This window comes from Citrobacter sp. Cpo030 (genome assembly GCF_030333005.1).
In the GTDB taxonomy this organism is placed as follows: domain Bacteria; phylum Pseudomonadota; class Gammaproteobacteria; order Enterobacterales; family Enterobacteriaceae; genus Citrobacter; species Citrobacter portucalensis.
Genome location: NZ_JAOWGT010000074.1, coordinates 1 through 24,195, shown reverse-complemented (window position 1 = coordinate 24,195; position 24,195 = coordinate 1). Strand labels below are relative to the sequence as shown.

Annotated in this window: 26 protein-coding genes and 1 pseudogene; 19 read left to right on the top strand and 8 right to left on the bottom strand. The window is 52.8% G+C overall.

Annotation, left to right across the window (positions count from 1 at the left end):
* Positions 1–242: 242 nt before the first annotated feature.
* Complete coding sequence (tsgA, locus tag OGY37_RS19475) at positions 243–1,424, bottom strand: MFS transporter TsgA (RefSeq protein WP_048215419.1); 1,182 nt, start codon at positions 1,422–1,424, stop codon at positions 243–245.
* A gap of 264 nt (positions 1,425–1,688) precedes the next feature.
* Here tsgA and ppiA point away from each other — a divergent pair, with 264 nt between their 5' ends.
* The 5 genes from ppiA (at position 1,689) to argD (ending at position 5,025) form a co-directional block, all read left to right on the top strand.
* Complete coding sequence (ppiA, locus tag OGY37_RS19470) at positions 1,689–2,261, top strand: peptidylprolyl isomerase A (protein WP_286621611.1); 573 nt, start codon at positions 1,689–1,691, stop codon at positions 2,259–2,261.
* A gap of 106 nt (positions 2,262–2,367) precedes the next feature.
* A complete protein-coding gene (gene ficA, locus OGY37_RS19465; RefSeq protein WP_003827708.1) occupies positions 2,368–2,535 on the top strand; it encodes a FicA/YhfG family antitoxin in 168 nt (55 codons plus the stop codon).
* The gene (locus OGY37_RS19460; protein WP_003827710.1) at positions 2,525–3,127 is read left to right on the top strand and encodes a putative adenosine monophosphate-protein transferase Fic; all 603 of its coding nucleotides are present in this window, start codon (positions 2,525–2,527) and stop codon (positions 3,125–3,127) included. The genes ficA and OGY37_RS19460 overlap by 11 nt, the downstream gene beginning before the upstream one ends.
* 31 nt (positions 3,128–3,158) lie before the next feature.
* The gene (pabA, locus tag OGY37_RS19455) at positions 3,159–3,722 is read left to right on the top strand and encodes an aminodeoxychorismate synthase component 2 (RefSeq protein WP_003827711.1); all 564 of its coding nucleotides are present in this window, start codon (positions 3,159–3,161) and stop codon (positions 3,720–3,722) included.
* Positions 3,723–3,807: 85 nt separating this feature from the next.
* The gene (gene argD, locus OGY37_RS19450) at positions 3,808–5,025 is read left to right on the top strand and encodes a bifunctional acetylornithine/succinyldiaminopimelate transaminase (RefSeq protein WP_286621609.1); all 1,218 of its coding nucleotides are present in this window, start codon (positions 3,808–3,810) and stop codon (positions 5,023–5,025) included.
* Positions 5,026–5,095: 70 nt separating this feature from the next.
* Here argD and OGY37_RS19445 read toward each other — a convergent pair whose 3' ends face one another.
* A complete protein-coding gene (locus OGY37_RS19445) occupies positions 5,096–7,183 on the bottom strand; it encodes a YccS/YhfK family putative transporter (RefSeq protein WP_286621826.1) in 2,088 nt (695 codons plus the stop codon).
* Between the two features lie 51 nt (positions 7,184–7,234).
* Positions 7,235–7,867, bottom strand: coding sequence for a cAMP-activated global transcriptional regulator CRP (gene crp / locus OGY37_RS19440; RefSeq protein ID WP_000242758.1), 633 nt, complete (start codon positions 7,865–7,867; stop codon positions 7,235–7,237).
* 308 nt (positions 7,868–8,175) lie between these two features.
* Here crp and OGY37_RS19435 point away from each other — a divergent pair, with 308 nt between their 5' ends.
* Complete coding sequence (locus OGY37_RS19435; RefSeq protein ID WP_043018552.1) at positions 8,176–8,580, top strand: OsmC family protein; 405 nt, start codon at positions 8,176–8,178, stop codon at positions 8,578–8,580.
* Positions 8,581–8,678: 98 nt separating this feature from the next.
* Here OGY37_RS19435 and OGY37_RS19430 read toward each other — a convergent pair whose 3' ends face one another.
* The 4 genes and pseudogenes from OGY37_RS19430 to OGY37_RS19415 all read right to left on the bottom strand — a co-directional run bounded on the left by OGY37_RS19430 (position 8,679) and on the right by OGY37_RS19415 (position 12,962).
* Positions 8,679–9,548 (bottom strand): phosphoribulokinase, encoded by an 870-nt coding sequence (locus OGY37_RS19430; RefSeq protein ID WP_003827751.1) that lies wholly within the window; start codon positions 9,546–9,548, stop codon positions 8,679–8,681.
* Positions 9,549–9,601: 53 nt separating this feature from the next.
* Complete coding sequence (locus OGY37_RS19425) at positions 9,602–9,820, bottom strand: YheU family protein (protein WP_003023615.1); 219 nt, start codon at positions 9,818–9,820, stop codon at positions 9,602–9,604.
* Positions 9,817–10,885, bottom strand: a pseudogene (locus tag OGY37_RS19420) (hydrolase). The gene OGY37_RS19425 and the pseudogene OGY37_RS19420 overlap by 4 nt, the downstream one beginning before the upstream one ends.
* 175 nt (positions 10,886–11,060) lie before the next feature.
* The gene (locus tag OGY37_RS19415; protein WP_149280721.1) at positions 11,061–12,962 is read right to left on the bottom strand and encodes an ABC transporter ATP-binding protein; all 1,902 of its coding nucleotides are present in this window, start codon (positions 12,960–12,962) and stop codon (positions 11,061–11,063) included.
* Positions 12,963–13,094: 132 nt separating this feature from the next.
* On the opposite strand from OGY37_RS19415, the gene kefG reads away from it, so the two are divergent.
* The 4 genes from kefG (at position 13,095) to slyD (ending at position 16,367) form a co-directional block, all read left to right on the top strand.
* A complete protein-coding gene (gene kefG / locus OGY37_RS19410; RefSeq protein WP_003023629.1) occupies positions 13,095–13,646 on the top strand; it encodes a glutathione-regulated potassium-efflux system ancillary protein KefG in 552 nt (183 codons plus the stop codon).
* Positions 13,646–15,451: a glutathione-regulated potassium-efflux system protein KefB gene (gene kefB, locus OGY37_RS19405; protein ID WP_286621607.1), complete on the top strand. Its 1,806-nt coding sequence runs from the start codon at positions 13,646–13,648 to the stop codon at positions 15,449–15,451. Before kefG ends, kefB begins: the two co-directional genes overlap by 1 nt.
* Before the next feature lie 9 nt (positions 15,452–15,460).
* Positions 15,461–15,661, top strand: coding sequence for a YheV family putative zinc ribbon protein (locus OGY37_RS19400; protein ID WP_286621605.1), 201 nt, complete (start codon positions 15,461–15,463; stop codon positions 15,659–15,661).
* A gap of 94 nt (positions 15,662–15,755) precedes the next feature.
* Positions 15,756–16,367 (top strand): peptidylprolyl isomerase, encoded by a 612-nt coding sequence (slyD, locus tag OGY37_RS19395; RefSeq protein ID WP_008786294.1) that lies wholly within the window; start codon positions 15,756–15,758, stop codon positions 16,365–16,367.
* Between the two features lie 113 nt (positions 16,368–16,480).
* On the opposite strand, the gene OGY37_RS19390 is transcribed toward slyD, so the two are convergent.
* The gene (locus tag OGY37_RS19390; protein ID WP_003023639.1) at positions 16,481–16,699 is read right to left on the bottom strand and encodes a protein SlyX; all 219 of its coding nucleotides are present in this window, start codon (positions 16,697–16,699) and stop codon (positions 16,481–16,483) included.
* A 232-nt stretch (positions 16,700–16,931) separates the two neighbouring features.
* Here OGY37_RS19390 and fkpA point away from each other — a divergent pair, with 232 nt between their 5' ends.
* The 9 genes from fkpA to tuf form a co-directional block, all read left to right on the top strand.
* Complete coding sequence (gene fkpA / locus OGY37_RS19385; protein WP_003827768.1) at positions 16,932–17,750, top strand: FKBP-type peptidyl-prolyl cis-trans isomerase; 819 nt, start codon at positions 16,932–16,934, stop codon at positions 17,748–17,750.
* Positions 17,751–17,917: 167 nt separating this feature from the next.
* On the top strand, positions 17,918–18,640 hold the full coding sequence (locus OGY37_RS19380) for a helix-turn-helix transcriptional regulator (RefSeq protein ID WP_003023643.1): 723 nt from the start codon (positions 17,918–17,920) through the stop codon (positions 18,638–18,640).
* A complete protein-coding gene (gene tusD, locus OGY37_RS19375; RefSeq protein ID WP_286621603.1) occupies positions 18,640–19,026 on the top strand; it encodes a sulfurtransferase complex subunit TusD in 387 nt (128 codons plus the stop codon). Before OGY37_RS19380 ends, tusD begins: the two co-directional genes overlap by 1 nt.
* Positions 19,026–19,385: a sulfurtransferase complex subunit TusC gene (gene tusC / locus OGY37_RS19370; protein WP_003827771.1), complete on the top strand. Its 360-nt coding sequence runs from the start codon at positions 19,026–19,028 to the stop codon at positions 19,383–19,385. The genes tusD and tusC overlap by 1 nt, the downstream gene beginning before the upstream one ends.
* A gap of 7 nt (positions 19,386–19,392) precedes the next feature.
* On the top strand, positions 19,393–19,680 hold the full coding sequence (gene tusB, locus OGY37_RS19365; RefSeq protein ID WP_003023651.1) for a sulfurtransferase complex subunit TusB: 288 nt from the start codon (positions 19,393–19,395) through the stop codon (positions 19,678–19,680).
* A gap of 125 nt (positions 19,681–19,805) precedes the next feature.
* Positions 19,806–20,180, top strand: a complete 375-nt coding sequence (gene rpsL / locus OGY37_RS19360; protein WP_003023654.1) for a 30S ribosomal protein S12 — start codon at positions 19,806–19,808, stop codon at positions 20,178–20,180.
* A 95-nt stretch (positions 20,181–20,275) separates the two neighbouring features.
* On the top strand, positions 20,276–20,746 hold the full coding sequence (rpsG, locus tag OGY37_RS19355) for a 30S ribosomal protein S7 (protein WP_003023657.1): 471 nt from the start codon (positions 20,276–20,278) through the stop codon (positions 20,744–20,746).
* A 96-nt stretch (positions 20,747–20,842) separates the two neighbouring features.
* Positions 20,843–22,957 carry an elongation factor G gene (gene fusA, locus OGY37_RS19350; RefSeq protein WP_003023659.1) on the top strand — a complete coding sequence of 705 codons (2,115 nt, stop codon included), beginning with the start codon at positions 20,843–20,845 and terminating at the stop codon, positions 22,955–22,957.
* A 69-nt stretch (positions 22,958–23,026) separates the two neighbouring features.
* A partial coding sequence (gene tuf, locus OGY37_RS19345; protein WP_049014834.1) for an elongation factor Tu occupies positions 23,027–24,195 on the top strand: 1,169 nt, incomplete at its 3' end.

The window sequence follows — 24,195 nt, the reverse complement described above, 5'->3', positions numbered from 1 at the left end:
TACCTTAACGATTCAGCAACCGCGCTTATTGATGCAAATCAAATTCGCCCTTATATACTCCTTAAGAGGTATATAACTGATTTGTCAGCATTTTTATAAGTGACGGAATTATTTGGGTTTTCGTGTTTGTATAAATAGCGTACAAATTAAGGGGTTTTTGTAGGAATTGGCCTACATGACCAGTGAAAGAAGAGAGGAGGAGAAAATATGCCGGATGATGTGGATACCATCCGGCAGTGAGATTAATGCGCTGCTGGGGCGTTATGCTGGCGATGACGCGTGACGAATCCAAGAATAAAGCACATCACGAATACAACCGCATACAAGCCGTTAGCCGTTTGCAATGCCGCCTGCGGGCCGCTGTGTGCCACGATAGGGCCGGTGACGACGAAAGTGAGCATAGTGCCGATGGTGCCGCAGGTCAGAACGAAGTTAACCAGTTTGGGTGAGGCGACCTTCGTCTGCTGGGAGCCAAGGGTAATGATGGTGGTATAAATCGCGCTGGAGAAGAAGCCCAGCGTCATAATAAACCACGGCATATGCTCTGGCGTACCGGTGATAAACAGATACATCAGCACGGTGGCCAGACCCGCCAGTACGGTCAGGATGCGCTGCAAATCGAAGAAACGCAGAATGAAGCTAAACGCCCACATGCCAACCATGTAAGACATCCAGAAGTCGCTGACCAGTTTACCCGCATCGTTCAGGCTCATGCCCAGACTTTTGGCGTACTCCGGGACCCAGGAGATAAAACCCAACTGACCGAGGATGTAGCACAGTGCAGCGATCGCCAGAAACAGCACGCCAATCCCCCATTTTTCTTTTACTACCGGCGCGTCTGACTGCTGAGCGTGTTTACCCAGTGCCGGGAATTCACAACCGAAGGTCAGCAGGAAAATGGCGACGTATACGAGGCCGATGCAGGCATAGACCCAATACCATTCGATGCTGCGCGCTAACAAGAACGCGGCAACCATCGGGAAAATCATGCCGGCCATGCTGAAGAAAGAGTCAGTAAACAGCAGGCGGGAACCGCGCTGGCGACCTTCGTACATTTGAGTTACCAGGAACGTACCAATCGACATGGTAATACCGCTCACCAGACCCAATACAAACATGGCGGCGGAGAACAAGGCCAGGCTATGGCTGAACATCAGTCCGGCAACGGCCAGTACCATCAGGATAAAGCCGAAGCGCAACTGGGTTTTCAGTGGCACGATTTCCATTAACCATGCATTCAGAAAGATAGAGATCAGAATGCCGGCATTCAGGAAGGTGAAGGTGTTACTCATGCTGGAAACGGGCAAATGGAAGTAATCTGCGATGTTTCCCATCACCATCCCGGTGACAATTACCAACGCACCTGTCAGGGCGTAGGAGAGAAAGCTAATCCATGTGAGCTTGATGCGATTGCTGTTAGTCATGACTGGCCTGTATAGAAGTGTAAGGCGCATTGACTGCGCCGTGAGCGGGCAGATTTTAGGCGCTTTAGTGACGTATTTAAATATTTATTGGTAATAACTTGGTGCGTTACATTTTTCTGTGTGATCTTGATCACATTGATACTTGCAGCCATGAGGTTACATTTGTTTCAGGTACGTAAAATTAAGTAAAGGGATGGCCTTGTCCTTGAAGGCTCTTTAGAATCAATTCACTTGCTTCATTTCTGCTCTTGTTAAGGAATTCTCATGCTCAAATCGACTCTGGCGGCTGTTGCAGCTGTTCTCGCTCTTTCTGCTCTCTCTCCCGCAGCACTGGCAGCAAAAGGTGACCCGCATGTTCTGCTGACAACCTCTGCCGGTAACATTGAGCTGGAGCTGAACAGTCAGAAAGCCCCGGTTTCAGTGCAAAACTTTGTCGATTATGTCAACAGTGGTTTCTATAACAACACCACGTTCCACCGTGTGATCCCAGGCTTCATGGTGCAGAGCGGCGGTTTTACCGAGCAGATGCAGCAGAAGAAACCTAATCCGCCAATCAAGAATGAAGCCGATAACGGACTGCGTAACACTCGCGGCACGATTGCTATGGCGCGTACAGCGGATAAAGACAGCGCGACCAGCCAGTTCTTTATCAACATTGCAGATAACGCTTTTCTCGATCACGGCCAGCGCGACTTTGGCTACGCTGTTTTTGGTAAAGTTGTGAAAGGTATGGATGTCGCGGATAAGATCTCTCAGGTACAGACCCATGATGTCGGTCCATACCAGAATGTCCCGTCAAAACCGATTGTTATCCTTTCTGCTAAAGTCCTGCCGTAATCGTATCTTGCGCGGGTAGTTCTTGCCCGCGTTCACCCCTCTCTCTGCGTAACCCTAAATTGCTGCTTATACTTGTGGCAAGTGTCGGCTCATTCAGGGAGGTCACGTGAAAAAACTCACCGATAAACAAAAGTCCAGGCTGTGGGAACAACGGCGAAACGCCAATTTCCAGGCCAGCCGACGGCTGGAAGGCGTAGATATTCCGCGGGTTACTCTGAGTGCTGAAGACGCTCTGGCGCGTCTTGAAGAGCTGAGGAGGCACTATGAGCGATAAATTCGGTGATGGTCGCGACCCGTATTTATATCCGGGCCTGAATGTCATGCGTAACCGTCTGGGGATTCATCAGGCGCAGCGTTTAGCGCAGGCGGCTTATGAACTGACAGCGCTGCGTGCGGCGACTATCGAATTGGGGCCGCTTAAACGGGGCTTACCGCACCTGTGCGCCATTCATCGCCAGCTGTATCGGGATATTTTTGACTGGGCGGGACTCCTGCGCGAAGTCGATATTTACCAGGGCGATACTCGCTTTTGCCATTTCGCCTATATCGAGAAAGAGGGCAATGCGCTGATGCAGGACCTGGAAGATGAGTCCTGGCTGGTGGGATTGCCGGAAGACAAGTTTGTCGATCGTCTTGCGCACTATTATTGCGAAATCAATGTGCTGCATCCGTTTCGCATTGGCAGTGGCCTGGCGCAGCGTATTTTCTTCGAACAGTTAGCGATTCATGCCGGGTATATGCTGAGCTGGGATGGCATTCCGGTTGAAGAGTGGAATCAGGCTAATCAGAGCGGGGCGATGGGTGACCTGTCTGCATTGCGGGCGATATTTCGTAAAGTGGTAAGCGAAGCCCCGGAAACTGAGTAGAATAGCGCGGTTCTTATGTACCGGAGCCGCCATGATCCTGCTTATTGATAACTATGATTCTTTTACCTGGAACCTGTACCAATACTTCTGCGAACTGGGCGCTGATGTCCTTGTCCGGCGCAACGACGATCTGACGCTGGCGCAAATCGATGCGCTGAACCCGCAAAAAATCGTGATTTCCCCTGGGCCATGCACGCCGGATGACGCCGGTATCTCACTGGACGTTATTCGTCATTTCGCCGGTAAGCTTCCCTTGTTGGGTGTTTGTCTTGGTCACCAGGCGATGGCGCAGGCCTTTGGCGCGAACGTAGTTCGGGCGGCTAAAGTGATGCACGGTAAAACCTCGCCGATTACCCATACCGGGCAGGGTGTTTTTCAGGGACTCGCTAACCCATTAACGGTGACGCGCTACCACTCTCTGGTGGTTGCCCCTGAGACGCTTCCCGAGTGCTTTGAGGTAACAGCCTGGAGTGAAACGCAGGAGATAATGGGCATTCGTCACCGCGAGTGGGATATGGAAGGGGTACAGTTTCACCCGGAGAGTATTCTCAGCGAACAGGGGCATCAGCTACTGGCTAATTTCCTCAATCGCTGATTTGTAGTTGCTATTCAGTGATTTTTTATTCATATTTTGTGATTGTAATTTCACTGGCGTTTCTGCTTAACAGGGTGGTAATGACATGGCAACTGAACAAACTGCAATTACGCGCGCGACATTCGATGAAGTGATTCTGCCGATTTATGCACCGGCTGAGTTTATCCCGGTAAAAGGAAAAGGGAGTCGAGTGTGGGATCAACAGGGCAAAGAGTATGTTGATTTCGCGGGCGGCATTGCAGTGACCGCGTTAGGGCATTGCCATCCGGCATTGGTTGAGGCGTTAAAAACTCAGGGCGAAACCCTGTGGCATACCAGCAACGTTTTTACCAACGAACCGGCGTTGCGCTTAGGCCGTAAAATTATTGATGCGACCTTTGCCGAGCGCGTGCTGTTCATGAACTCCGGTACTGAAGCCAACGAAACCGCCTTTAAGCTGGCGCGCCACTATGCCTGCGTGCGTCATAGCCCGTTCAAAACCAAAATCATTGCCTTCCATAATGCGTTTCACGGCCGTTCGCTGTTTACCGTATCCGTTGGCGGGCAGCCGAAATACTCCGACGGCTTTGGGCCAAAACCGGCGGATATCATCCATGTCCCGTTTAACGATCTGCATGCGGTCAAAGCGGTGATGGACGATCACACCTGCGCGCTGGTGGTTGAGCCTATTCAGGGAGAGGGCGGCGTCACTGCGGCAACGCCGGAATTCCTGCAAGGTTTGCGTGAACTTTGTGACCAGCACCAGGCGCTGTTGGTATTTGATGAAGTGCAGAGCGGGATGGGGCGTACCGGCGATTTGTTTGCCTATATGCACTACGGCGTGACGCCGGATATCCTCACCAGCGCGAAGGCGCTCGGTGGCGGTTTCCCGGTGAGCGCGGTGTTGACCACTCAAGAGATTGCCTCCGCGTTCCACGTGGGTTCGCACGGCTCCACTTACGGCGGTAACCCGCTGGCCTGCGCGGTAGCGGGGGCAGCGTTTGATATCATCAACACGCCGGAAGTGCTGGGAGGCATTCAGGCCCGGCGTCAGGCGTTTGTCCAGCATTTGCGCAAGATTGATCAACAGTTCGACATTTTCAGCGATATTCGCGGGATGGGGCTGCTAATTGGCGCCGAGTTGAAGCCGCAGTTTAAAGGCCGGGCGCGCGATTTCCTCTATGCCGCCGCGCACGAAGGCGTGATGGTACTGAACGCCGGGCCGGACGTGATGCGTTTCGCGCCGTCGCTGGTGGTGGAGCAGGAGGATATCGATGAAGGGATGCAGCGCTTCGCGCAGGCGGTAGCGAAAGTGGTGGGCTGATTGCCGGATGGCGTACAGGGTAAGCTGTGATTCGTAGGCCGGATAAGCGTAGCGCATCCGGCAGTCGAGCTTAACCCTTCATATCCCGCAGTCGGCGGCTCAGCCAGATCCCGTGGTGCGGTCGCTGACGCCATGCTACCGACGAAATGGTATGCATGGTGTTCAGGTGCCCAAGAACCCGCTGCAGATGCTGCTCAAGGGTGCTTAACGGACCATGGGACAGCATCTCTGGCGCTTCGAGAATATTCACATCTCCCGAGCTTCCCGGCCCATCATATTCCAGCCGCTGCTGACAGCGCTGGAGCGCAATTTCACAGGACTCCAGATACCGCTGCGCCAAATCCGGCGTCAGCATCGTATGTTCCCTTGCCAGCGTGGTCATCGCGTTGATGTGTTCGACGATGAACTGGCTGTGCGTGACCCACAGTTTCATGTCAGCCAGGTAGTGCGAGTTAAATCCTGGCTCCTGCATTGCCTGGTTCAGCGAGTTGAACAGTGTGTTTTGCGTCTGGTTGACCCGCATACGTTGATACGCCAGCGGTGTAGCCTGCGGGTCGTTGCTGAGAATCAGGCGAATAGCCTCCTGGTCGGCTTCTAACGCATCGTGGGCGTTCTTACGCAGCAGACCGCTCTGCCACTGTGGCCACAGCCAGAGCGTGCCGCCAAAGGCGATTAAGCAGCCAATGACCGTATCGACAAACCGTGGCACGATAAACTGTTCCCCGTTCAGCGTCAGCAGTTGCAGGGTATATACCGCCGTGACCGTAAAACCGACGGTAGCCCAGCCGTAGTTTTTACGGATGATCAGATAGCTTACCAGGGTTATCAGCAGCATGGCCGCCAGCGTGAAACCTTCGGGAATATGAAAGTGCAACGTGACGCCGGCAATGACCAGTCCAACGAGCGTACCTACGGAACGGTGTAAGATGCGCACCCGGGTCGCCCCGTAGCCATTTTGCGTAACAAACAGGACTGTCATCAAAATCCAGTAAGGCTTTGGCAGGTGTAAGGCGCTGCCCATCAGGCTGGCGATACTCAACATAACGCTGATGCGTCCGGCATTGCGCAGCGCCGGGGATTTCAACGACAGGTAGTTTTTCAGGGCAGGGATCAGCGGCAACCGACGCTGCTTGTCAGCCATTAAGTCACGGGCATACAGCGGGCGCTGGGTCCGTAGCACGCGGGCAATACGGCTGAAGTGCCAGTAGCAAAATTGCCCCACCGGATTGTCCGGATGCTGCCTGGCGATTTTCTCCAGCGTGCCAATCTGCTTTTCCATCGAGAAACGGGTTGGCAAGCGGTGATACAAAATATCATCGGCCAGTACCCGAAGGCGTTCGGCGACGGTTCGCGCGTTCCAGCGAATCACCTGTTCGGCGTGGCTACGCTCAACCAGTTTTTGCACTTCTTCCGGCTGGTGGAGGCTAACGGAAATATGTTCCTGTAAATCCAGCGCCTCCTGAAAGGCACGCAGCAGGCGTTTGTATTCGTTGTTGTGATGCGCCGACAGCATATGCATTTGCTGATAGCACTGGGTAATCAGATCCACTGCCTTTTGTTGGCGAACCAGCAGGGGAGGCAGCGCTTTTTCTGGGTCGGCATGCTGGGTCAGCATGCTGTACTTGGCTTCACAGTAATCGGCTAATTCACGGTACAGCAAGCTGAGCGATTCGCGGAGCGGTTGCTCGCGCCACATCCAGAACCAGAACCAGTTGAACAGGCCGTACCATAACGTGCCCAGCGCGTAGATCAGCAGTGGCTCCCAGACGGGCATATTCCCGGCCAGGCTGAGCGTGAAAATCGCCGCGATAAGCGAGGCTGGCAGTAATCGCGCATGCAAAGGGCTTAGCTCGGCGGTTACGCCAAGAATCAGCGTCAGGCCGGTGAGGATCAATGGTAACGGTATAGTTTGCGCAAGCAGTAACTGCATGATCAAACTGCACCCGGCAAACAGCGATGCACCAATGACTAAGCGTTTGAAAAAGCGCTTGTGCGGAGTATCAAGACCGGCAATGTTGCAGCAGGCAGGGACGAGGGAAAAGAGAAGCCCCAAATGAAGCTGACCGATGATCAGACCAACAGCCACAGGTAAACATAGCACCAGCGTTTGTCGTAGTGCGTAGTTGATCTCTGGGTGGTATATCAGTCTTCGCCACATCGGAGTAAACAAAAGTGGCGCATTACTGGGTAACGCGCCACTTCGATGGGGTTAACGCGTGCCGTAGACGACGATGGTCTTACCGTGTGCGGAGATCAGGTTCTGATCTTCCAGCATCTTCAGAATACGACCGACGGTCTCACGGGAGCAGCCAACGATCTGGCCGATTTCCTGACGGGTAATTTTAATCTGCATGCCGTCCGGGTGGGTCATCGCATCAGGCTGTTTCGCCAGATTCAGCAGAGTCTGCGCGATACGACCGGTTACGTCGAGGAAGGCAAGGTTGCCCACTTTTTCAGACGTGACCTGCAGACGACGAGCCATCTGAGAAGACAGGCGCATCAGAATATCCGGGTTGACCTGGATTAATTGGCGAAATTTTTTGTAGGAAATTTCAGCGACTTCACATGCGGTTTTGGCACGTACCCAGGCGCTACGTTCCTGACCTTCTTCGAAGAGGCCTAATTCACCAATAAAATCGCCCTGATTCAGATAAGAAAGGATCATTTCTTTCCCTTCTTCATCTTTGATCAGCACTGCCACGGAGCCTTTAACGATGTAATACAACGTTTCCGCTTTTTCACCCTGGTGAATCAGCGTGCTCTTCGATGGGTACTTATGAATATGGCAATGAGACAAGAACCATTCGAGAGTCGGGTCTGTTTGCGGTTTGCCAAGCACCATGCGCGGTTATCCTCTGTTATAAGCTGTCTCCAGAGCCAGAAAACGACGCTGCCTCTGGGTTTGCAAAAATATGCTTCCCGCTACCTGGGAAAGGGGCTGTCAAAAATATACTGCAGCCTGTAATGTGATGTCCTCTGCATACATGCAGTACGTCAATGTATTACTGTAGCATCCCGTCTGTTTTAGCATAGCTTTCGCCGTGTGTCTCCTGGTGTCTCGCTTCAGCATGACGCAGGTCGCCTTCCGTTGCGAGAATTGTTATGTGCGCGTAATCTGTCAGGAAAATTGAAACATTGGAGTTACGAAATATGCAAGCGCGTGTAAAGTGGGTTGAGGGGTTAACCTTCCTCGGTGAGTCCGCCTCTGGTCACCAAATTTTGATGGACGGTAACTCCGGTGATAAAGCGCCGAGCCCGATGGAAATGGTATTAATGGCTGCTGGCGGTTGTAGCGCGATTGATGTGGTATCGATCCTGCAAAAGGGTCGTCAGGATGTGACCAACTGCGAAGTGAAACTGACTTCAGAGCGTCGTGATGAAGCGCCGCGCCTGTTTACCCACATCAACCTGCATTTCATCGTAACGGGTAACGATCTGAAAGATGCGTCTGTCTCCCGCGCCGTCGATCTTTCAGCGGAAAAATACTGCTCCGTAGCGTTGATGCTGGAAAAGGCAGTGAATATTACCCATTCCTATGAAGTGGTTGCTGCGTAATCTCTGATGCCGGATGGCGGCGTTGCCTTATCCGGCCTACAGGATGATGTTGATTCGTAGGCCCGATAAGCGAAGCGTCATCGGGCACTTTCCACACCTCACTCTATCTTCTTACCTTCCATCAGTCGCTGCACCAGCGGCAGCATAATCAATTCCATCGCCAGACCCATTTTGCCACCCGGTACGACTAACGTATTGATATGGGAAATGAATGAGCCCTGCAGCATGGCCAGTAACCACGGGAAGTCGATCCCTTCCAGGTTACGAAAATGAATCACGACAAAGCTTTCATCCAGTGACGGAATACTCTTAGCGGCAAAGGGATTAGAGGTATCGACGGTCGGTACGCGCTGGAAGTTAATATGCGTCCGGGAAAACTGCGGCGTGATGTAATTGATGTAATCGTCCATTGAGCGCACCACCGAGTCCATCACCGCTTCACGCGAATGGCCACGCTCGCTGGTATCGCGAGTCAGCTTCTGGATCCATTCCAGGTTTACAATAGGTACCACGCCAACCAGCAGATCGACATGCCGGGCCACGTTTTGCTGCGGGGTGACGACACCACCGTGCAGCCCTTCGTAGAACAGTACATCCGTCGGTTCAGGCAGCGGCTGCCAGGGCGTGAATGTCCCCGGAACCTGGTTCCATGGTACGGCCTCATCGTAAGTGTGCAGATATTTTCGCGACTGGCCTTTGCCCGTCTGACCGTATTCGATGAAGGTTTGTTCCAGCAAGCCGAAGTCATTAGCTTCGGGGCCAAAATAGCTGATATGCCGTCCGGCATCGCGTGCTTTGCGAATCGCCATATCCATTTCCGGACGGGTATAGCGATGAAAACTGTCACCTTCCACCTCGGCGGCGCGCAGATTTAACTGCGCGAAAATTTTACGAAACGCGAGGCTGGTGGTAGTGGTCCCCGCGCCGCTGGATCCTGTTACCGCAATCACCGGATGTTTGGCAGACATAACAACTCCATGAAATGGTTGTAATTATAGTAAAGTCGGCCGGCGGCTACGGATTACTCGTGAATCTGCTTCCTCGGCATAATGTTGACCGTTTCATGCAGTTCGGACCACACCAGCACGGCTTCACCTGATTGTAGTTGGCGTTTGACGTCGGCGACTTTTTGTTCGAGCGAGCGTTCATGTTCACCATAATCGGTGCCTTCGCGCAAGACAAAGCTTTCAATCAAATTGTCCAGCGCGTCCGGGGAGATATCTTGCCATGGGATAATCATGATGATGCCTCCAGATACGTTGTCAGCCAGTCCGGAATTCTTGATTCCAGCCACATCTCAGGACGGCGCACCGTGCCACCTATAAATCCAACGTGGCCGCCGTGTTCAGTAAGCTGGTACTCCACCTGTGAGGGCAGATTTTCCGGTTTCGGGATCACATGATGATCCATAAACGGATCGTCTTTCGCATGGATAATCAGCGTTGGTTTGGCGATCCGATTGAGCAACGGCATGGCGCTGCACTGGCGGTAATAGTCTATAGCATCGGCGAAACCGTGGATTTTGGCGGTGATTAGATCGTCAAAATCGCGAATGCGGCGTAAAGATTTCAACTGGGCCAGACTCACCGGCAGCGAACCTGGATAAGCTTCAAGCTTACGTGAGGCATTGGCTTTCAACAGATTGAGCAGGTAGCGCTGGTAGACCCGGGAGAAGCCCTTGTCCATATGGTAGCTACAGGCTTCGAGCACGAAAGGTGCAGAAACGATAACCGCCGCATCTATCGGAATATCGTTGCCTTCTTTTGCCAGCAGGCAAGCCAGCATGTTTCCACCGAGTGAATAACCTACCGCCGCGGTCGGTACGCGACCGAACTCACGCTCCAGCCAGTGTAAAAACCAGGTGCCATCTTCTGTTTCGCCCGAGTGATAAATGCGGTTCAGACGATTGGGTTCGCCGCTGCAGCCGCGAAAATGCATTACCACGCCCAGCCAGCCGCGCTTTTGTGCTGCTTCAATCAGGCCATGTGCGTAGGGGCTGTTTAGACTGCCTTCCAGACCGTGAAAAACCACCAGGCGCGGTTTGTGTTTCGCCTGTTGCGGATCTTCGCTCCACGCCAGATCGACGAAATCACCGTCGGGCAATTCCAGACGCTGCCAGTGGGCGTCGAACTTCACCTTGCGGCGAATTAAACGCGGCAGCATCGTCTGCAGATGGCGGTTACTGATACCGCGCATCGGGCGGAATTCTCGCGAATCGTCGGTAGGTGGGGTCATTTCTGTGGACGTGATTTCAACCATAACACCGGAGCAATTAATAATCGGAAAGAGTAACTATACCGCGCACAGCGCGTGCGGGTTAGCCAATATGTGATTTTGTCGCTAGTCAGTCAGCAGGTTACGCGAGATTGGGTCACAACTACGTCAACGAAACGTAGGCCTGATAAGACGCGCGAGCGTCCTCATCAGGCATTTTCGGCTCTGGCGCCGGATGGCAGCTTCGCCTTCTCCGGCAATCATGACTACTCGGCGAGCATTTGCTCAAGCTGCTCCTGAGCCTCCAGCCAGGCCATTTCACACTCTTCCAGCCCGGATTTCGCACTGGCCTGCTGCTGCAAACAGGCGGTAAGTTCGGCTTTGCGACTTTGGTCGTACAGTTCGCTGTCGCCGAGTTTTTCTTCCGCCTGCGCCAGCTGTGCGTGCAGTTTCTCCATCTCTTTTTCCAGACGGGTAATCTCTTTACGCAGCGGCTGCGTCAGGGAGCGCAGTTCCGCTTCGCGGCGCTTCTGGTCTTTACGCGCCTGGGCGCTGTTAACGCTCTCTTTCGCCGGTTCGTCGCCCTGGTTTTCCTGTTTCTGGACATCGCTCAGCCACTGCTGATAATCCTCCAGATCGCCATCAAACGGCTCGACTTTCTTGTCGTGTACCAGATAGAGGTCGTCGGTGGTGGAGCGGATCAGGTGACGGTCGTGCGAGACGACAACCAGCGCGCCTTCAAAATCGATCAGCGCCTCGGTCAGCGCCTGGCGCATATCCAGGTCCAGGTGGTTGGTCGGTTCATCGAGCAGCAGTAGGTTAGGGCGCTGCCAGACGATCAACGCCAGCACCAGACGCGCTTTTTCGCCACCGGAGAAGCGGCGTGTCTCTTCGCTGACTTTATCGCCCTGGAAGCCGAATCCACCCAGGTAGTCACGCAGTTTCTGTTCCAACTCCTGCGGTGCCATGCGTGCCAGATGCTGAATGGGTGATTCATCGGCGCGTAAAAACTCCAGCTGGTGCTGCGCGAAGTACCCCAGCTTGATGCCTTTCGCCAGGCCAATCTCGCCGCTGATAGGGGCCAGTTCGCCGGCCAGCAGCTTAATCAGCGTCGATTTACCCGCGCCGTTGCGACCGAGCAGGCCGATGCGGGAACCCGGCACCAGATTCAGTTTGATCGAATCGAGAATGACGCGATCGCCGTAGCCAGCGCTGACCTTTTCCATCTTCAGCAGCGGGTTTGGCAGGCTTTCCGGCTCACGGAAGCTGAAGTGGAACGGGTTGTCCACGTGCGCTGGGGCAATCAGCTCCATGCGTTCCAGCATTTTGATACGGCTCTGTGCCTGCTTCGCTTTCGTTGCTTTAGCGCGGAAACGATCGATATAGCTTTGCAGATGCGCCACGCGCTCCTGCTGGCTTTCGTACATTGCCTGTTGCTGTGCGAGGCGCGTCGCACGCTGGATTTCAAACGCGCTGTAGTTGCCGGTGTACTCGAACATGGTTTGCTGTTCGATATGAATAATTTTATCTACAACCGGATCGAGGAAGTCGCGATCGTGGGAGATCAAAATCAGCGTACCCTGATAGCTTTTCAGCCATCTTTCCAGCCAGATCACCGCGTCGAGATCGAGGTGGTTGGTGGGTTCATCGAGCAGCAGTAGGTCTGAACGGCAAATCAGCGCCTGGGCCAGGTTGAGACGCATACGCCAGCCACCGGAGAAGTCGCTGACCGGGCGCTCAAGCTGTTCGTTGGTGAAGCCGAGGCCATGCAGCAGGCTGGCGGCGCGTGAGCGCACAGTCCAGGCGTCGATGGCATCCAGCTTGCCATGGACAGTGGCAATGGCATGTCCATCGTTACGTTCGTTAGCGTCGTTCAACTGCGCTTCCAGTTGACGATACTCGCGGTCGCCGTCAATCACATACTCCAGCGCGGGCTGCGGCAATGCTGGCGTTTCCTGATTCACCCACGCAAGCTGCCAGTTTCCCGGATAGGTAAATCCTCCAGCGTCGGCGCTGAGTTCATTCTTCAGCAATGCCAGCAGGGTAGATTTACCGCAGCCATTTTTACCCACCAGGCCAACCTTCTGCCCTGGATTAATGGTGGCCGTGGCATTGTCCAGCAAGACGCGCACGCCGCGACGAATTTGTAACGATGAGAAAACAATCATAAGGCGCCGTATGTTCAGACTATGTTAATTTATCATTATGATAATGTAATGTGCGGGCCGTTTGCCGCACCGAGGCGCAATGGTAGCCCAAAACGTCGAAAATAGACAAAAGACAAAACCGGGAGGGGGATGATGTTCCAGCCAGCGAAAGTCTTGCTGCTGTATGCCCATCCGGAATCTCAGGACTCGGTCGCGAACCGTGTTCTGCTTAAACCGGCCATGCAGCTCAGCAATGTTACCGTGCACGACCTTTACGCGCACTATCCTGATTTTTTTATCGATATTCCGCATGAACAGGCGCTGCTGCGTGAGCATGATGTGATTGTTTTTCAGCACCCACTCTATACCTATAGCTGTCCGGCGCTGTTAAAGGAATGGCTTGACCGCGTACTGAGCCGCGGATTTGCCAGCGGTCCCGGAGGGAATCAACTGGCGGGAAAGTACTGGCGTAGCGTTATCACTACCGGAGAACCGGAAAGTGCCTACCGCTATGACGCGCTAAACCGTTATCCAATGAGCGATGTGCTGCGTCCTTTCGAGCTAACGGCCGGTATGTGCCGCATGCACTGGATGAGCCCAATTATCGTTTACTGGGCCAGACGGCAAACGAAGCAGGAGCTGGACAGCCATGCGAAAGCGTATGGTGACTGGCTGGCGAATCCAATCCCTGTGGGAGGCCGCTAATGGAAGGTTCTGATTTATTGACAGCGGGAGTGTTGTTCCTCTTCGCGGCGGTGGCTGCAGTTCCCCTGGCCTCAAAGCTGGGTATCGGTCCTGTGCTGGGTTACTTGCTGGCGGGTATTGCTATCGGCCCGTGGGGATTAGGATTCATCAGCGATGTGGATGAAATTCTGCACTTCTCCGAGCTGGGCGTAGTCTTTCTGATGTTCATCATTGGGCTGGAACTTAATCCCGCCAAACTGTGGCAACTGCGGCGTTCAATTTTTGGCGTCGGTGCCGCGCAGGTGATGCTGAGCGCGGTGGTGCTGGCCGGATTATTGATGCTCACTGCGTTCTCCTGGCAGGCGGCAGTGGTTGGCGGCATTGGTCTGGCGATGTCATCGACCGCTATGGCGCTACAGTTGATGCGCGAAAAAGGCATGAACCGCAGTGAATCCGGACAACTGGGTTTTTCGGTACTGCTGTTTCAGGATCTGGCGGTGATCCCCGCGCTGGCACTGGTTCCGCTGCTGGCGGGTTCTGCTGACGAACATTTTGACTGGATCAAAGTGGGAATGAAGGTGCTGGCCTTTGCCGGCATGCTGATTGGCGGTCGCTATTTGCTGCGTCCGGTTTTCCGCTTTATTGCGGATTCTGGCGTGCGGGAAGTGTTCACCGCTGCCACGCTGCTGTTGGTGCTGGGTTCTGCTCTATTTATGGATGCGCTGGGGCTGTCAATGGCGCTGGGAACGTTTATCGCGGGCGTGCTGCTGGCGGAAAGCGAATACCGACATGAGCTGGAAACGGCAATCGAACCGTTTAAAGGCCTGTTGCTCGGGCTGTTTTTTATCTCCGTTGGCATGTCGCTCAACCTCGGCGTGCTCTACACCCATATTCTGTGGGTGGCAGCGAGCGTGATAGTGCTGGTGGTCGTAAAAATGCTGGTGCTGTATGTGCTGGCGCGTCTTAACGGCATGAGAAGCTCTGAACGGATGCAATTTGCCGGGGTTTTAAGTCAGGGTGGTGAATTCGCTTTCGTGCTGTTTTCAACGGCATCCTCGCAACGGCTGTTTCAGGGCGACCAAATGGCGTTGCTGCTGGTGACCGTCACGCTGTCGATGATGACCACACCGCTGGTGATGAAGCTGATTGATAAATGGCTCTCCCGCCAGTTTAACGGCACGGATGAGGAAGATGAAAAACCCTGGGTGGAAGATGATAAACCGCAGGTGATTGTGGTGGGGTTTGGGCGTTTTGGTCAGGTTATTGGTCGCCTTTTGATGGCCAATAAAATGCGCATTACCGTTCTGGAGCGGGATATCAGCGCGGTGAATCTGATGCGTAAATATGGCTATAAGGTTTATTACGGTGATGCCACGCAGGTGGAACTGTTGCGCTCCGCAGGGGCAGAGGCGGCGCAATCTATTGTTATTACGTGTAATGAGCCTGAAGACACCATGAAACTGGTGGAACTGTGCCAACAGTATTTTCCGCATTTGCATATTCTTGCGCGAGCGCGCGGACGTGTAGAGGCACATGAGTTATTACAGGCTGGTGTGACGCAGTTTTCCCGCGAAACGTTCTCCAGTGCGCTGGAGTTGGGGCGTAAAACGCTGGTTACACTGGGAATGCATCCGCACCAGGCTCAGCGCGCTCAGCTGCATTTTCGGCGGCTGGATATGCGCATGCTGCGGGAACTGATCCCCATGCATACGGATACGGTACAAATCTCTCGAGCCAGGGAAGCCCGGCGCGAGCTGGAGGAAATTTTCCAACGAGAGATGCAGCAAGAGCGACGTCAGCTGGACGGCTGGGATGAATTTGAGTAGAGGATAACCATGGCAATTCGTAAACGTTTTATCGCAGGTGCAAAATGTCCGTCCTGCCAGTCGCAGGATACGCTGGCGATGTGGCGCGAAAATAATATCAATATTGTTGAGTGTGTTAAGTGCGGTCATCAGATGCGGGAAGCAGATAAAGAGGCGCGCGAGCACGTTCGCAAAGAAGAGCAAGTGATCGGGATTTTTCATCCGGACTAGCGATATGGCGCAGCTTTTTTTAAGCTAGAGGGTACACGGGTGCAGAATTCCGCTACAATCTGCGCCACTATTCTTTCCATGCTCAGGAGATATCATGAAAGTAGCAAAGGACCTGGTGGTCAGCCTGGCCTATCAGGTACGTACAGAAGACGGTGTGTTGGTTGATGAGTCTCCGGTGAGTGCACCGCTGGACTACCTGCATGGTCACGGTTCCCTGATTTCTGGCCTGGAAACAGCGCTGGACGGTCATGAAGTTGGCGACAAATTCGATGTTGCTGTTGGCGCAAACGACGCATACGGTCAGTACGACGAAAACCTGGTGCAGCGCGTTCCTAAAGACGTCTTCATGGGCGTTGACGAACTGCAGGTTGGCATGCGTTTCCTGGCTGAAACTGACCAGGGTCCAGTACCGGTAGAAATTACCGAAGTGGAAGACGACCACGTTGTGGTTGATGGTAACCACATGCTGGCTGGCCAGAATCTGAAATTCAACGTAGAAGTTGTTGCTATCCGCGAAGCGACCGAAGAAGAACTGGCTCACGGCCACGTTCACGGTGCGCACGGTCACGACCACGATCATGACCACGGTCATGACGGTTGCTGCGGTGGTCACGGCCACGGTCACGACCATGGTCACGAGCACGGTGGCGAAGGCTGCTGCGGCGGTGGCGGTAAAGGTAACGGCGGCGGCTGCGGTTGCCACTGATCGGTATGATTGCCTGATGGCGCTACGCTTATCAGGCCTACCGTAGGCCGGATAAGACGTTTACGTCGTCATCCGGCACAAAAAAGCGGGGATATCCCCGCTTTTTTTACGTCTCAATAATGTGGCGGCGGGGTCTCTTCAGACTGCGACGCAATGTGGGACGGCTGCGTTGCTTTGAGCTTTTCCGTCAGCAGACGCAGATGGTCGCGCAGTTTGGCCATTTCCAGTTCATGCGCGGTCACCGTCACGTTGAGCTCTTCAATGGTTATCTCCTGAAATGCCAGGCGACTTTCCAGTTCAGCCAGGCGAGTTTCCATTGTTGTATCCTGCATGATTCACCTCTTTCTTTTTTCTCCGGCAGATCGCGGACTGCGGCGAATTCTACTTAACTTTGCCTGTTTGCACAGCACTCAATCTTCGGTAACGAAACTAATTTAAACAAAAAGAGTCTGAAAAGTGGTGATAATAGGGCGTGCCTGTATGTTGATTTGTTCTGCAACGCTTTATAGTACATTTTTATGTTAGCTAACCCTGGGGTGAGATGCCCCGGCCCTGGAGATATGGATGAAATCACTGTTTAAAGTAACGCTGCTGGCGACCACAATGGCTGTTGCTCTGCATGCCCCGATCACCTTCGCTGCTGATGCTGCGAAACCAGCCGCTACTGCTGACAGCAAAGCAGCATTCAAGAATGACGACCAAAAAGCCGCTTACGCGCTGGGCGCGTCCCTGGGTCGTTATATGGAAAACTCTCTGAAAGAGCAGGAAAAACTGGGCATCAAACTGGATAAAGATCAGCTGATCGCTGGTGTTCAGGATGCGTTTGCAGACAAGAGCAAACTGTCTGACCAGGAAATCGAACAAACTCTGCAGGCGTTTGAAGCGCGCGTGAAGAGCTCCGCTCAGGCGAAAATGGAAAAAGACGCGGCTGACAACGAAGCCAAAGGTAAAGTTTACCGCGAGAAATTTGCTAAAGAGAAAGGCGTTAAAACCTCTTCTACTGGCCTGGTCTACAAAGTAGAGAAAGAAGGTACTGGCGCTGCACCGAAAGACAGCGATACGGTGGTAGTCAACTACAAAGGTACGCTGATCGATGGTAAAGAGTTTGATAACTCTTATACCCGTGGTGAGCCGCTCTCTTTCCGTCTTGACGGTGTAATCCCTGGCTGGACTGAAGGCCTGAAAAATATCAAGAAAGGCGGCAAAATCCAGCTGGTTATCCCACCGGATCTGGCTTACGGCAAAACGGGCGTCCCGGGTATTCCGGCCAACTCTACGCTGGTCTTTGATGTTGAACTGTTAGACATCAAACCGGCACCGAAAGCTGACGCGCAGCCAGATGCTGCACCGGCAGATAAAGCTGCAGACAGCAGCAAAAAATAAGCTAACAGAAACCGCCGCCCACAGGGCGGCGGTTTTTTATTATCGACAGGATATAATTAATACTGGAAAGCGCCTTGTGCGCTGTATTACTTTAGATGCCCCTATAATAGTGATGAGCCTGCCCTGACAACATAACGACAGGCTCCTGAAAAGGAGTGCTTTTTTTCATGTCCAGGTCGCTTTTAACCAACGAAACCAGTGAGCTAGATTTGCTGGATCAACGTCCTTTCGATCAAACCGACTTCGATATCCTCAAATCCTACGAAGCGGTAGTGGACGGGTTGGCGATGCTCATTGGTTCCCATTGTGAAATCGTATTGCACTCTTTGCAGGATTTGAAATGCTCGGCCATCCGCATTGCTAACGGTGAACACACGGGCCGTAAAATTGGCTCACCGATTACCGACCTTGCGTTGCGTATGCTGCATGATATGACGGGTGCGGATAGCAGCGTGTCGAAGTGTTACTTCACACGTGCGAAAAGCGGTGTCTTGATGAAGTCGGTGACGATTGCCATTCGCAACCGTGAGCATCGCGTGATTGGTCTGCTGTGCATCAACATGAACCTTGATGTTCCATTCTCGCAGATAATGAATACCTTTATCCCACCGGAAACCCCGGAAGTGGGCTCTGCCGTCAACTTCGCGTCTTCGGTGGAAGATCTGGTTACCCAGACGCTGGAATTCACAATCGAAGAAGTGAATGCCGATCGCAATGTTTCCAACAATGCGAAGAACCGCCAGATCGTCCTGAATTTGTATGAGAAAGGCATCTTCGATATTAAAGATGCCATCAACCAGGTCGCCGATCGGCTGAACATCTCCAAACATACGGTCTACCTCTATATTCGTCAGTTCAAAAGCGGCGATTTCCAGGGGCAAGACAAGTAATGCGTTTTGCCATCATGGTGACAGGGCCTGCTTATGGCACGCAGCAGGCGAGTAGCGCGTTGCAATTTGCTCATGCGCTTTTCGAAGAAGGGCATGAGTTATGCAGCGTCTTTTTCTATCGTGAAGGTGTATATAACGCCAATTTCCTGACTTCACCCGCCAGTGATGAATATGATCTGGTGCGGGCCTGGCAACAGCTGAACCAACAGCATGGTGTAACGCTGAATATCTGCGTGGCGGCGGCGTTGCGTCGCGGCGTTGTTGATGAAACTGAGGCAAAGCGGCTGGGGCTGGCAGGGGCTAATTTACAACCAGGTTTTAACCTCAGCGGGCTTGGATCGCTGGCTGAGGCATCCCTGACCTGCGATCGCGTGGTGCAGTTCTGATGAAACGTGTTGCTTTTGTTTTTTCTACCGTACCGCACGGCAGCGCATCAGGCCGTGAAGGATTAGATGCATTGCTGGCGACATCTGCATTAACGGAAGACCTCGGCGTGTTTTTTATCGGCGATGGCGTCTTTCAAATCCTCCAGGGACAACAACCGGATGCCGTGCTGGCGCGAGACTATATCGCAACCTTTAAGCTGTTAGGGTTGTACGATATCGATCAATGTTGGTTGTGCGCCGCTTCATTACGCGAGCGGGGCCTTCAGCAGGGGGTTAATTTTGTGGTCGATGCGACAGCGCTTGAACCGGAAGATTTACGCCGTGAGTTAGGCAACTTTGACGTCATTTTAAGGTTTTGAGACTCTCATGCTGCACACACTACATCGCTCCGCGTGGCTTACCGATTTCTCCTCTCTTCTTCGCCTGATAGATAAAGACGATGAACTTTTATTGCTCCAGGATGGCGTGACGGCGGCAATTGAAGGCAGCCGTTTCCTTGAAAGTCTGCAAAATGCCTCCATTAAGGTCTATGTACTGGAAGAAGACATTAAGGCCCGCGGGTTGAGTGGTCAAATTTCAGACAGTGTCGTCAGGGTTAGCTATACTGACTTCGTCAGACTTACGGTGAAGCATCCCAGCCAGATGTCCTGGTAATTGTGGGATCGTTGTATATTTCTTGACACCTTTTCGACACCGACCTAAAATTCTGCGTCCTCATATTGTATGAGGTCGTTTTATTACGTGTTTACGAAGCAAAAGCTAAAACCAGGAGCTATTTAATGGCAACAGTTAACCAGCTGGTACGCAAACCACGTGCACGCAAAGTTGCAAAAAGCAACGTGCCTGCGCTGGAAGCATGCCCGCAGAAACGTGGCGTATGTACTCGTGTATATACTACCACTCCTAAAAAACCGAACTCCGCACTGCGTAAAGTTTGCCGTGTTCGTCTGACTAACGGTTTTGAAGTGACTTCCTACATCGGTGGTGAAGGTCACAACCTGCAGGAGCACTCCGTGATCCTGATCCGTGGCGGTCGTGTAAAAGACCTCCCGGGTGTTCGTTACCACACCGTTCGTGGTGCGCTTGACTGCTCCGGCGTTAAAGACCGTAAGCAATCACGCTCCAAGTATGGCGTGAAACGTCCTAAGGCTTAATGGTTCTCCGTTAAGTAAGGCCAAACGTTTTATATTAATGTCAAACTAAACTCTTAGAGTTTTGGACAATCCTGAATTAACAACGGAGTATTTCCATGCCACGTCGTCGCGTCATTGGTCAGCGTAAAATTCTGCCGGATCCGAAGTTCGGATCAGAACTGCTGGCTAAATTTGTAAATATCCTGATGGTAGATGGTAAAAAATCTACTGCCGAAACTATCGTATACAGCGCGCTGGAGACCCTGGCTCAGCGTTCTGGTAAAAACGAACTGGAAGCTTTCGAAGTAGCTCTCGAAAACGTGCGCCCGACTGTCGAAGTTAAGTCTCGCCGCGTTGGTGGTTCTACTTATCAGGTACCAGTTGAAGTCCGTCCGGTCCGTCGTAATGCTCTGGCAATGCGTTGGATCGTTGAAGCTGCTCGTAAACGCGGTGATAAATCCATGGCTCTGCGCCTGGCGAACGAACTTTCTGATGCTGCAGAAAACAAAGGTACTGCAGTTAAGAAACGTGAAGACGTTCACCGTATGGCAGAAGCCAACAAGGCGTTCGCACACTACCGTTGGTAATCCCTTCGGAGTTTTAGTCACCAGGCGGGCGCTTCTAGTAAGCAGCCCGCTTTGGGCTACTTAAATTGAACGCCTAAAAGATAAACGAGGAATCAAATGGCTCGTACAACACCCATCGCGCGCTACCGTAACATCGGTATCAGTGCGCACATCGACGCCGGTAAAACCACTACTACCGAACGTATTCTGTTCTACACCGGTGTAAACCATAAAATCGGTGAAGTTCATGACGGCGCAGCCACCATGGACTGGATGGAGCAGGAGCAGGAACGTGGTATTACTATCACCTCCGCAGCGACTACTGCATTCTGGTCTGGTATGGCTAAGCAGTATGAACCGCATCGCGTAAACATCATCGACACCCCGGGGCACGTTGACTTCACTATCGAAGTAGAACGTTCCATGCGTGTGCTTGATGGTGCAGTAATGGTTTACTGCGCAGTTGGTGGTGTTCAGCCTCAGTCTGAAACCGTATGGCGTCAGGCAAACAAATATAAAGTTCCGCGCATTGCGTTCGTTAACAAAATGGACCGTATGGGTGCGAACTTCCTGAAAGTTGTTGGTCAGATCAAAACCCGTCTGGGCGCGAACCCTGTTCCGCTGCAGCTGGCAATTGGCGCTGAAGAAGCGTTCACCGGTGTTGTTGACCTGGTGAAAATGAAAGCCATCAACTGGAACGAAGAAGATGCAGGCGTAACCTTCACTTATGAAGATATCCCGGCTGACATGCAGGAACTGGCTGAAGAATGGCACCAGAACCTGATCGAGTCCGCTGCAGAAGCTTCAGAAGAGCTGATGGAGAAATACCTGGGTGGTGAAGAACTGACTGAAGAAGAGATCAAAAAAGCTCTGCGTCAGCGCGTTCTGAACAACGAAATCATCCTGGTAACCTGTGGTTCTGCGTTCAAGAACAAAGGTGTTCAGGCGATGCTGGATGCGGTAATTGATTACCTGCCATCCCCAGTAGACGTACCTGCGATCAACGGTATTCTGGACGACGGTAAAGATACTCCTGCTGAGCGTCATGCTAGCGATGACGAGCCGTTTGCTGCTCTGGCATTCAAAATCGCTACCGACCCGTTCGTGGGTAACCTGACCTTCTTCCGTGTGTACTCTGGTGTGGTTAACTCCGGTGACACCATCCTGAACTCCGTGAAAACTGCACGTGAACGTTTCGGCCGTATCGTACAGATGCACGCTAACAAACGTGAAGAGATCAAAGAAGTTCGCGCGGGCGATATCGCTGCTGCAATCGGTCTGAAAGACGTGACCACTGGTGACACCCTGTGTGACCCGGATCACCCGATCATTCTGGAACGTATGGAATTCCCTGAGCCGGTAATTTCCATCGCGGTAGAACCGAAAACCAAAGCTGACCAGGAAAAAATGGGTCTGGCTCTGGGCCGTCTGGCGAAAGAAGACCCGTCATTCCGCGTATGGACTGACGAAGAATCTAACCAGACCATTATCGCTGGTATGGGTGAGCTGCACCTCGACATCATCGTTGACCGTATGAAGCGTGAATTCAACGTTGAAGCGAACGTCGGTAAACCTCAGGTTGCTTACCGTGAAGCGATTCGCGCGAAAGTTACCGATATCGAAGGTAAACACGCTAAGCAGTCTGGTGGTCGCGGTCAGTACGGTCATGTTGTTATCGACATGTACCCGCTGGAGCCGGGTTCAAACCCGAAAGGCTACGAGTTCATCAACGACATCAAAGGTGGTGTAATTCCTGGCGAATACATCCCGGCCGTTGATAAAGGCATCCAGGAACAGCTGAAATCTGGCCCGCTGGCTGGTTACCCGGTTGTTGATCTGGGCGTGCGTCTGCACTTCGGTTCTTACCATGACGTTGACTCCTCTGAGCTGGCGTTTAAACTGGCCGCTTCTATCGCCTTCAAAGATGGCTTTAAGAAAGCGAAACCAGTTCTGCTTGAGCCTATCATGAAGGTTGAAGTAGAGACTCCGGAAGAGAACACCGGTGACGTAATCGGTGACTTGAGCCGCCGTCGTGGTATGCTTCGTGGTCAGGAATCCAACGTCACTGGCGTTGTTATCCATGCTGAAGTTCCGCTGTCTGAAATGTTCGGATATGCAACCCAGCTGCGTTCTCTGACCAAAGGCCGTGCTTCTTACTCCATGGAGTTCCTGAAGTACGACGATGCGCCGAACAACGTTGCTCAGGCCGTTATTGAAGCCCGTGGTAAATAATCCACAGGATTAAAACCTAAGTCCCGTGCTCTCTCCATAGGGGAGAGCACTATAGTAAGGAATATAGCCGTGTCTAAAGAAAAATTTGAACGTACAAAACCGCACGTTAACGTCGGCACCATCGGCCACGTTGACCACGGTAAAACTACCCTGACCGCTGCAATCACTACCGTACTGGCTAAAACCTACGGCGGTGCTGCTCGTGCATTCGACCAGATCGATAACGCGCCGGAAGAAAAAGCTCGTGGTATCACCATCAACACTTCTCACGTTGAATATGACACCCCGACTCGCCACTACGCACACGTAGACTGCCCGGGCCACGCCGACTATGTTAAAAACATGATCACCGGTGCTGCGCAGATGGACGGCGCGATCCTGGTTGTTGCTGCGACTGACGGCCCGATGCCGCAGACTCGTGAGCACATCCTGCTGGGTCGTCAGGTAGGTGTTCCGTACATCATCGTGTTCCTGAATAAATGCGACATGGTTGATGACGAAGAGCTGCTGGAACTGGTAGAAATGGAAGTTCGTGAACTTCTGTCTCAGTACGATTTCCCGGGCGACGACACTCCGATCGTTCGTGGTTCTGCTCTGAAAGCGCTGGAAGGCGAAGCAGAGTGGGAAGCGAAAATCATCGAACTGGCTGGCTTCCTGGATTCTTACATCCCAGAACCAGAGCGTGCGATTGACAAGCCGTTCCTGCTGCCTATCGAAGACGTATTCTCCATCTCCGGTCGTGGTACCGTTGTTACCGGTCGTGTAGAGCGCGGTATCATCAAAGTTGGTGAAGAAGTTGAAATCGTTGGTATCAAAGAGACTGCTAAGTCTACCTGTACTGGCGTTGAAATGTTCCGCAAACTGCTGGACGAAGGCCGTGCTGGTGAGAACGTTGGTGTTCTGCTGCGTGGTATCAAGCGTGAAGAAATCGAACGTGGTCAGGTACTGGCTAAGCCGGGCTCTATCAAGCCGCACACCAAGTTTGAATCTGAAGTGTACATTCTGTCCAAAGACGAAGGCGGCCGTCATACTCCGTTCTTCAAAGGCTACCGTCCGCAGTTCTACTTCCGTACTACTGACGTGACTGGTACCATCGAACTGCCGGAAGGCGTAGAGATGGTAATGCCGGGCGACAACATCAAAATGGTTGTTACCCTGATCCACCCGATCGCGATGGACGACGGTCTGCGTTTCGCAATCCGTGAAGGCGGCCGTACTGTTGGTGCGGGCGTTGTTGC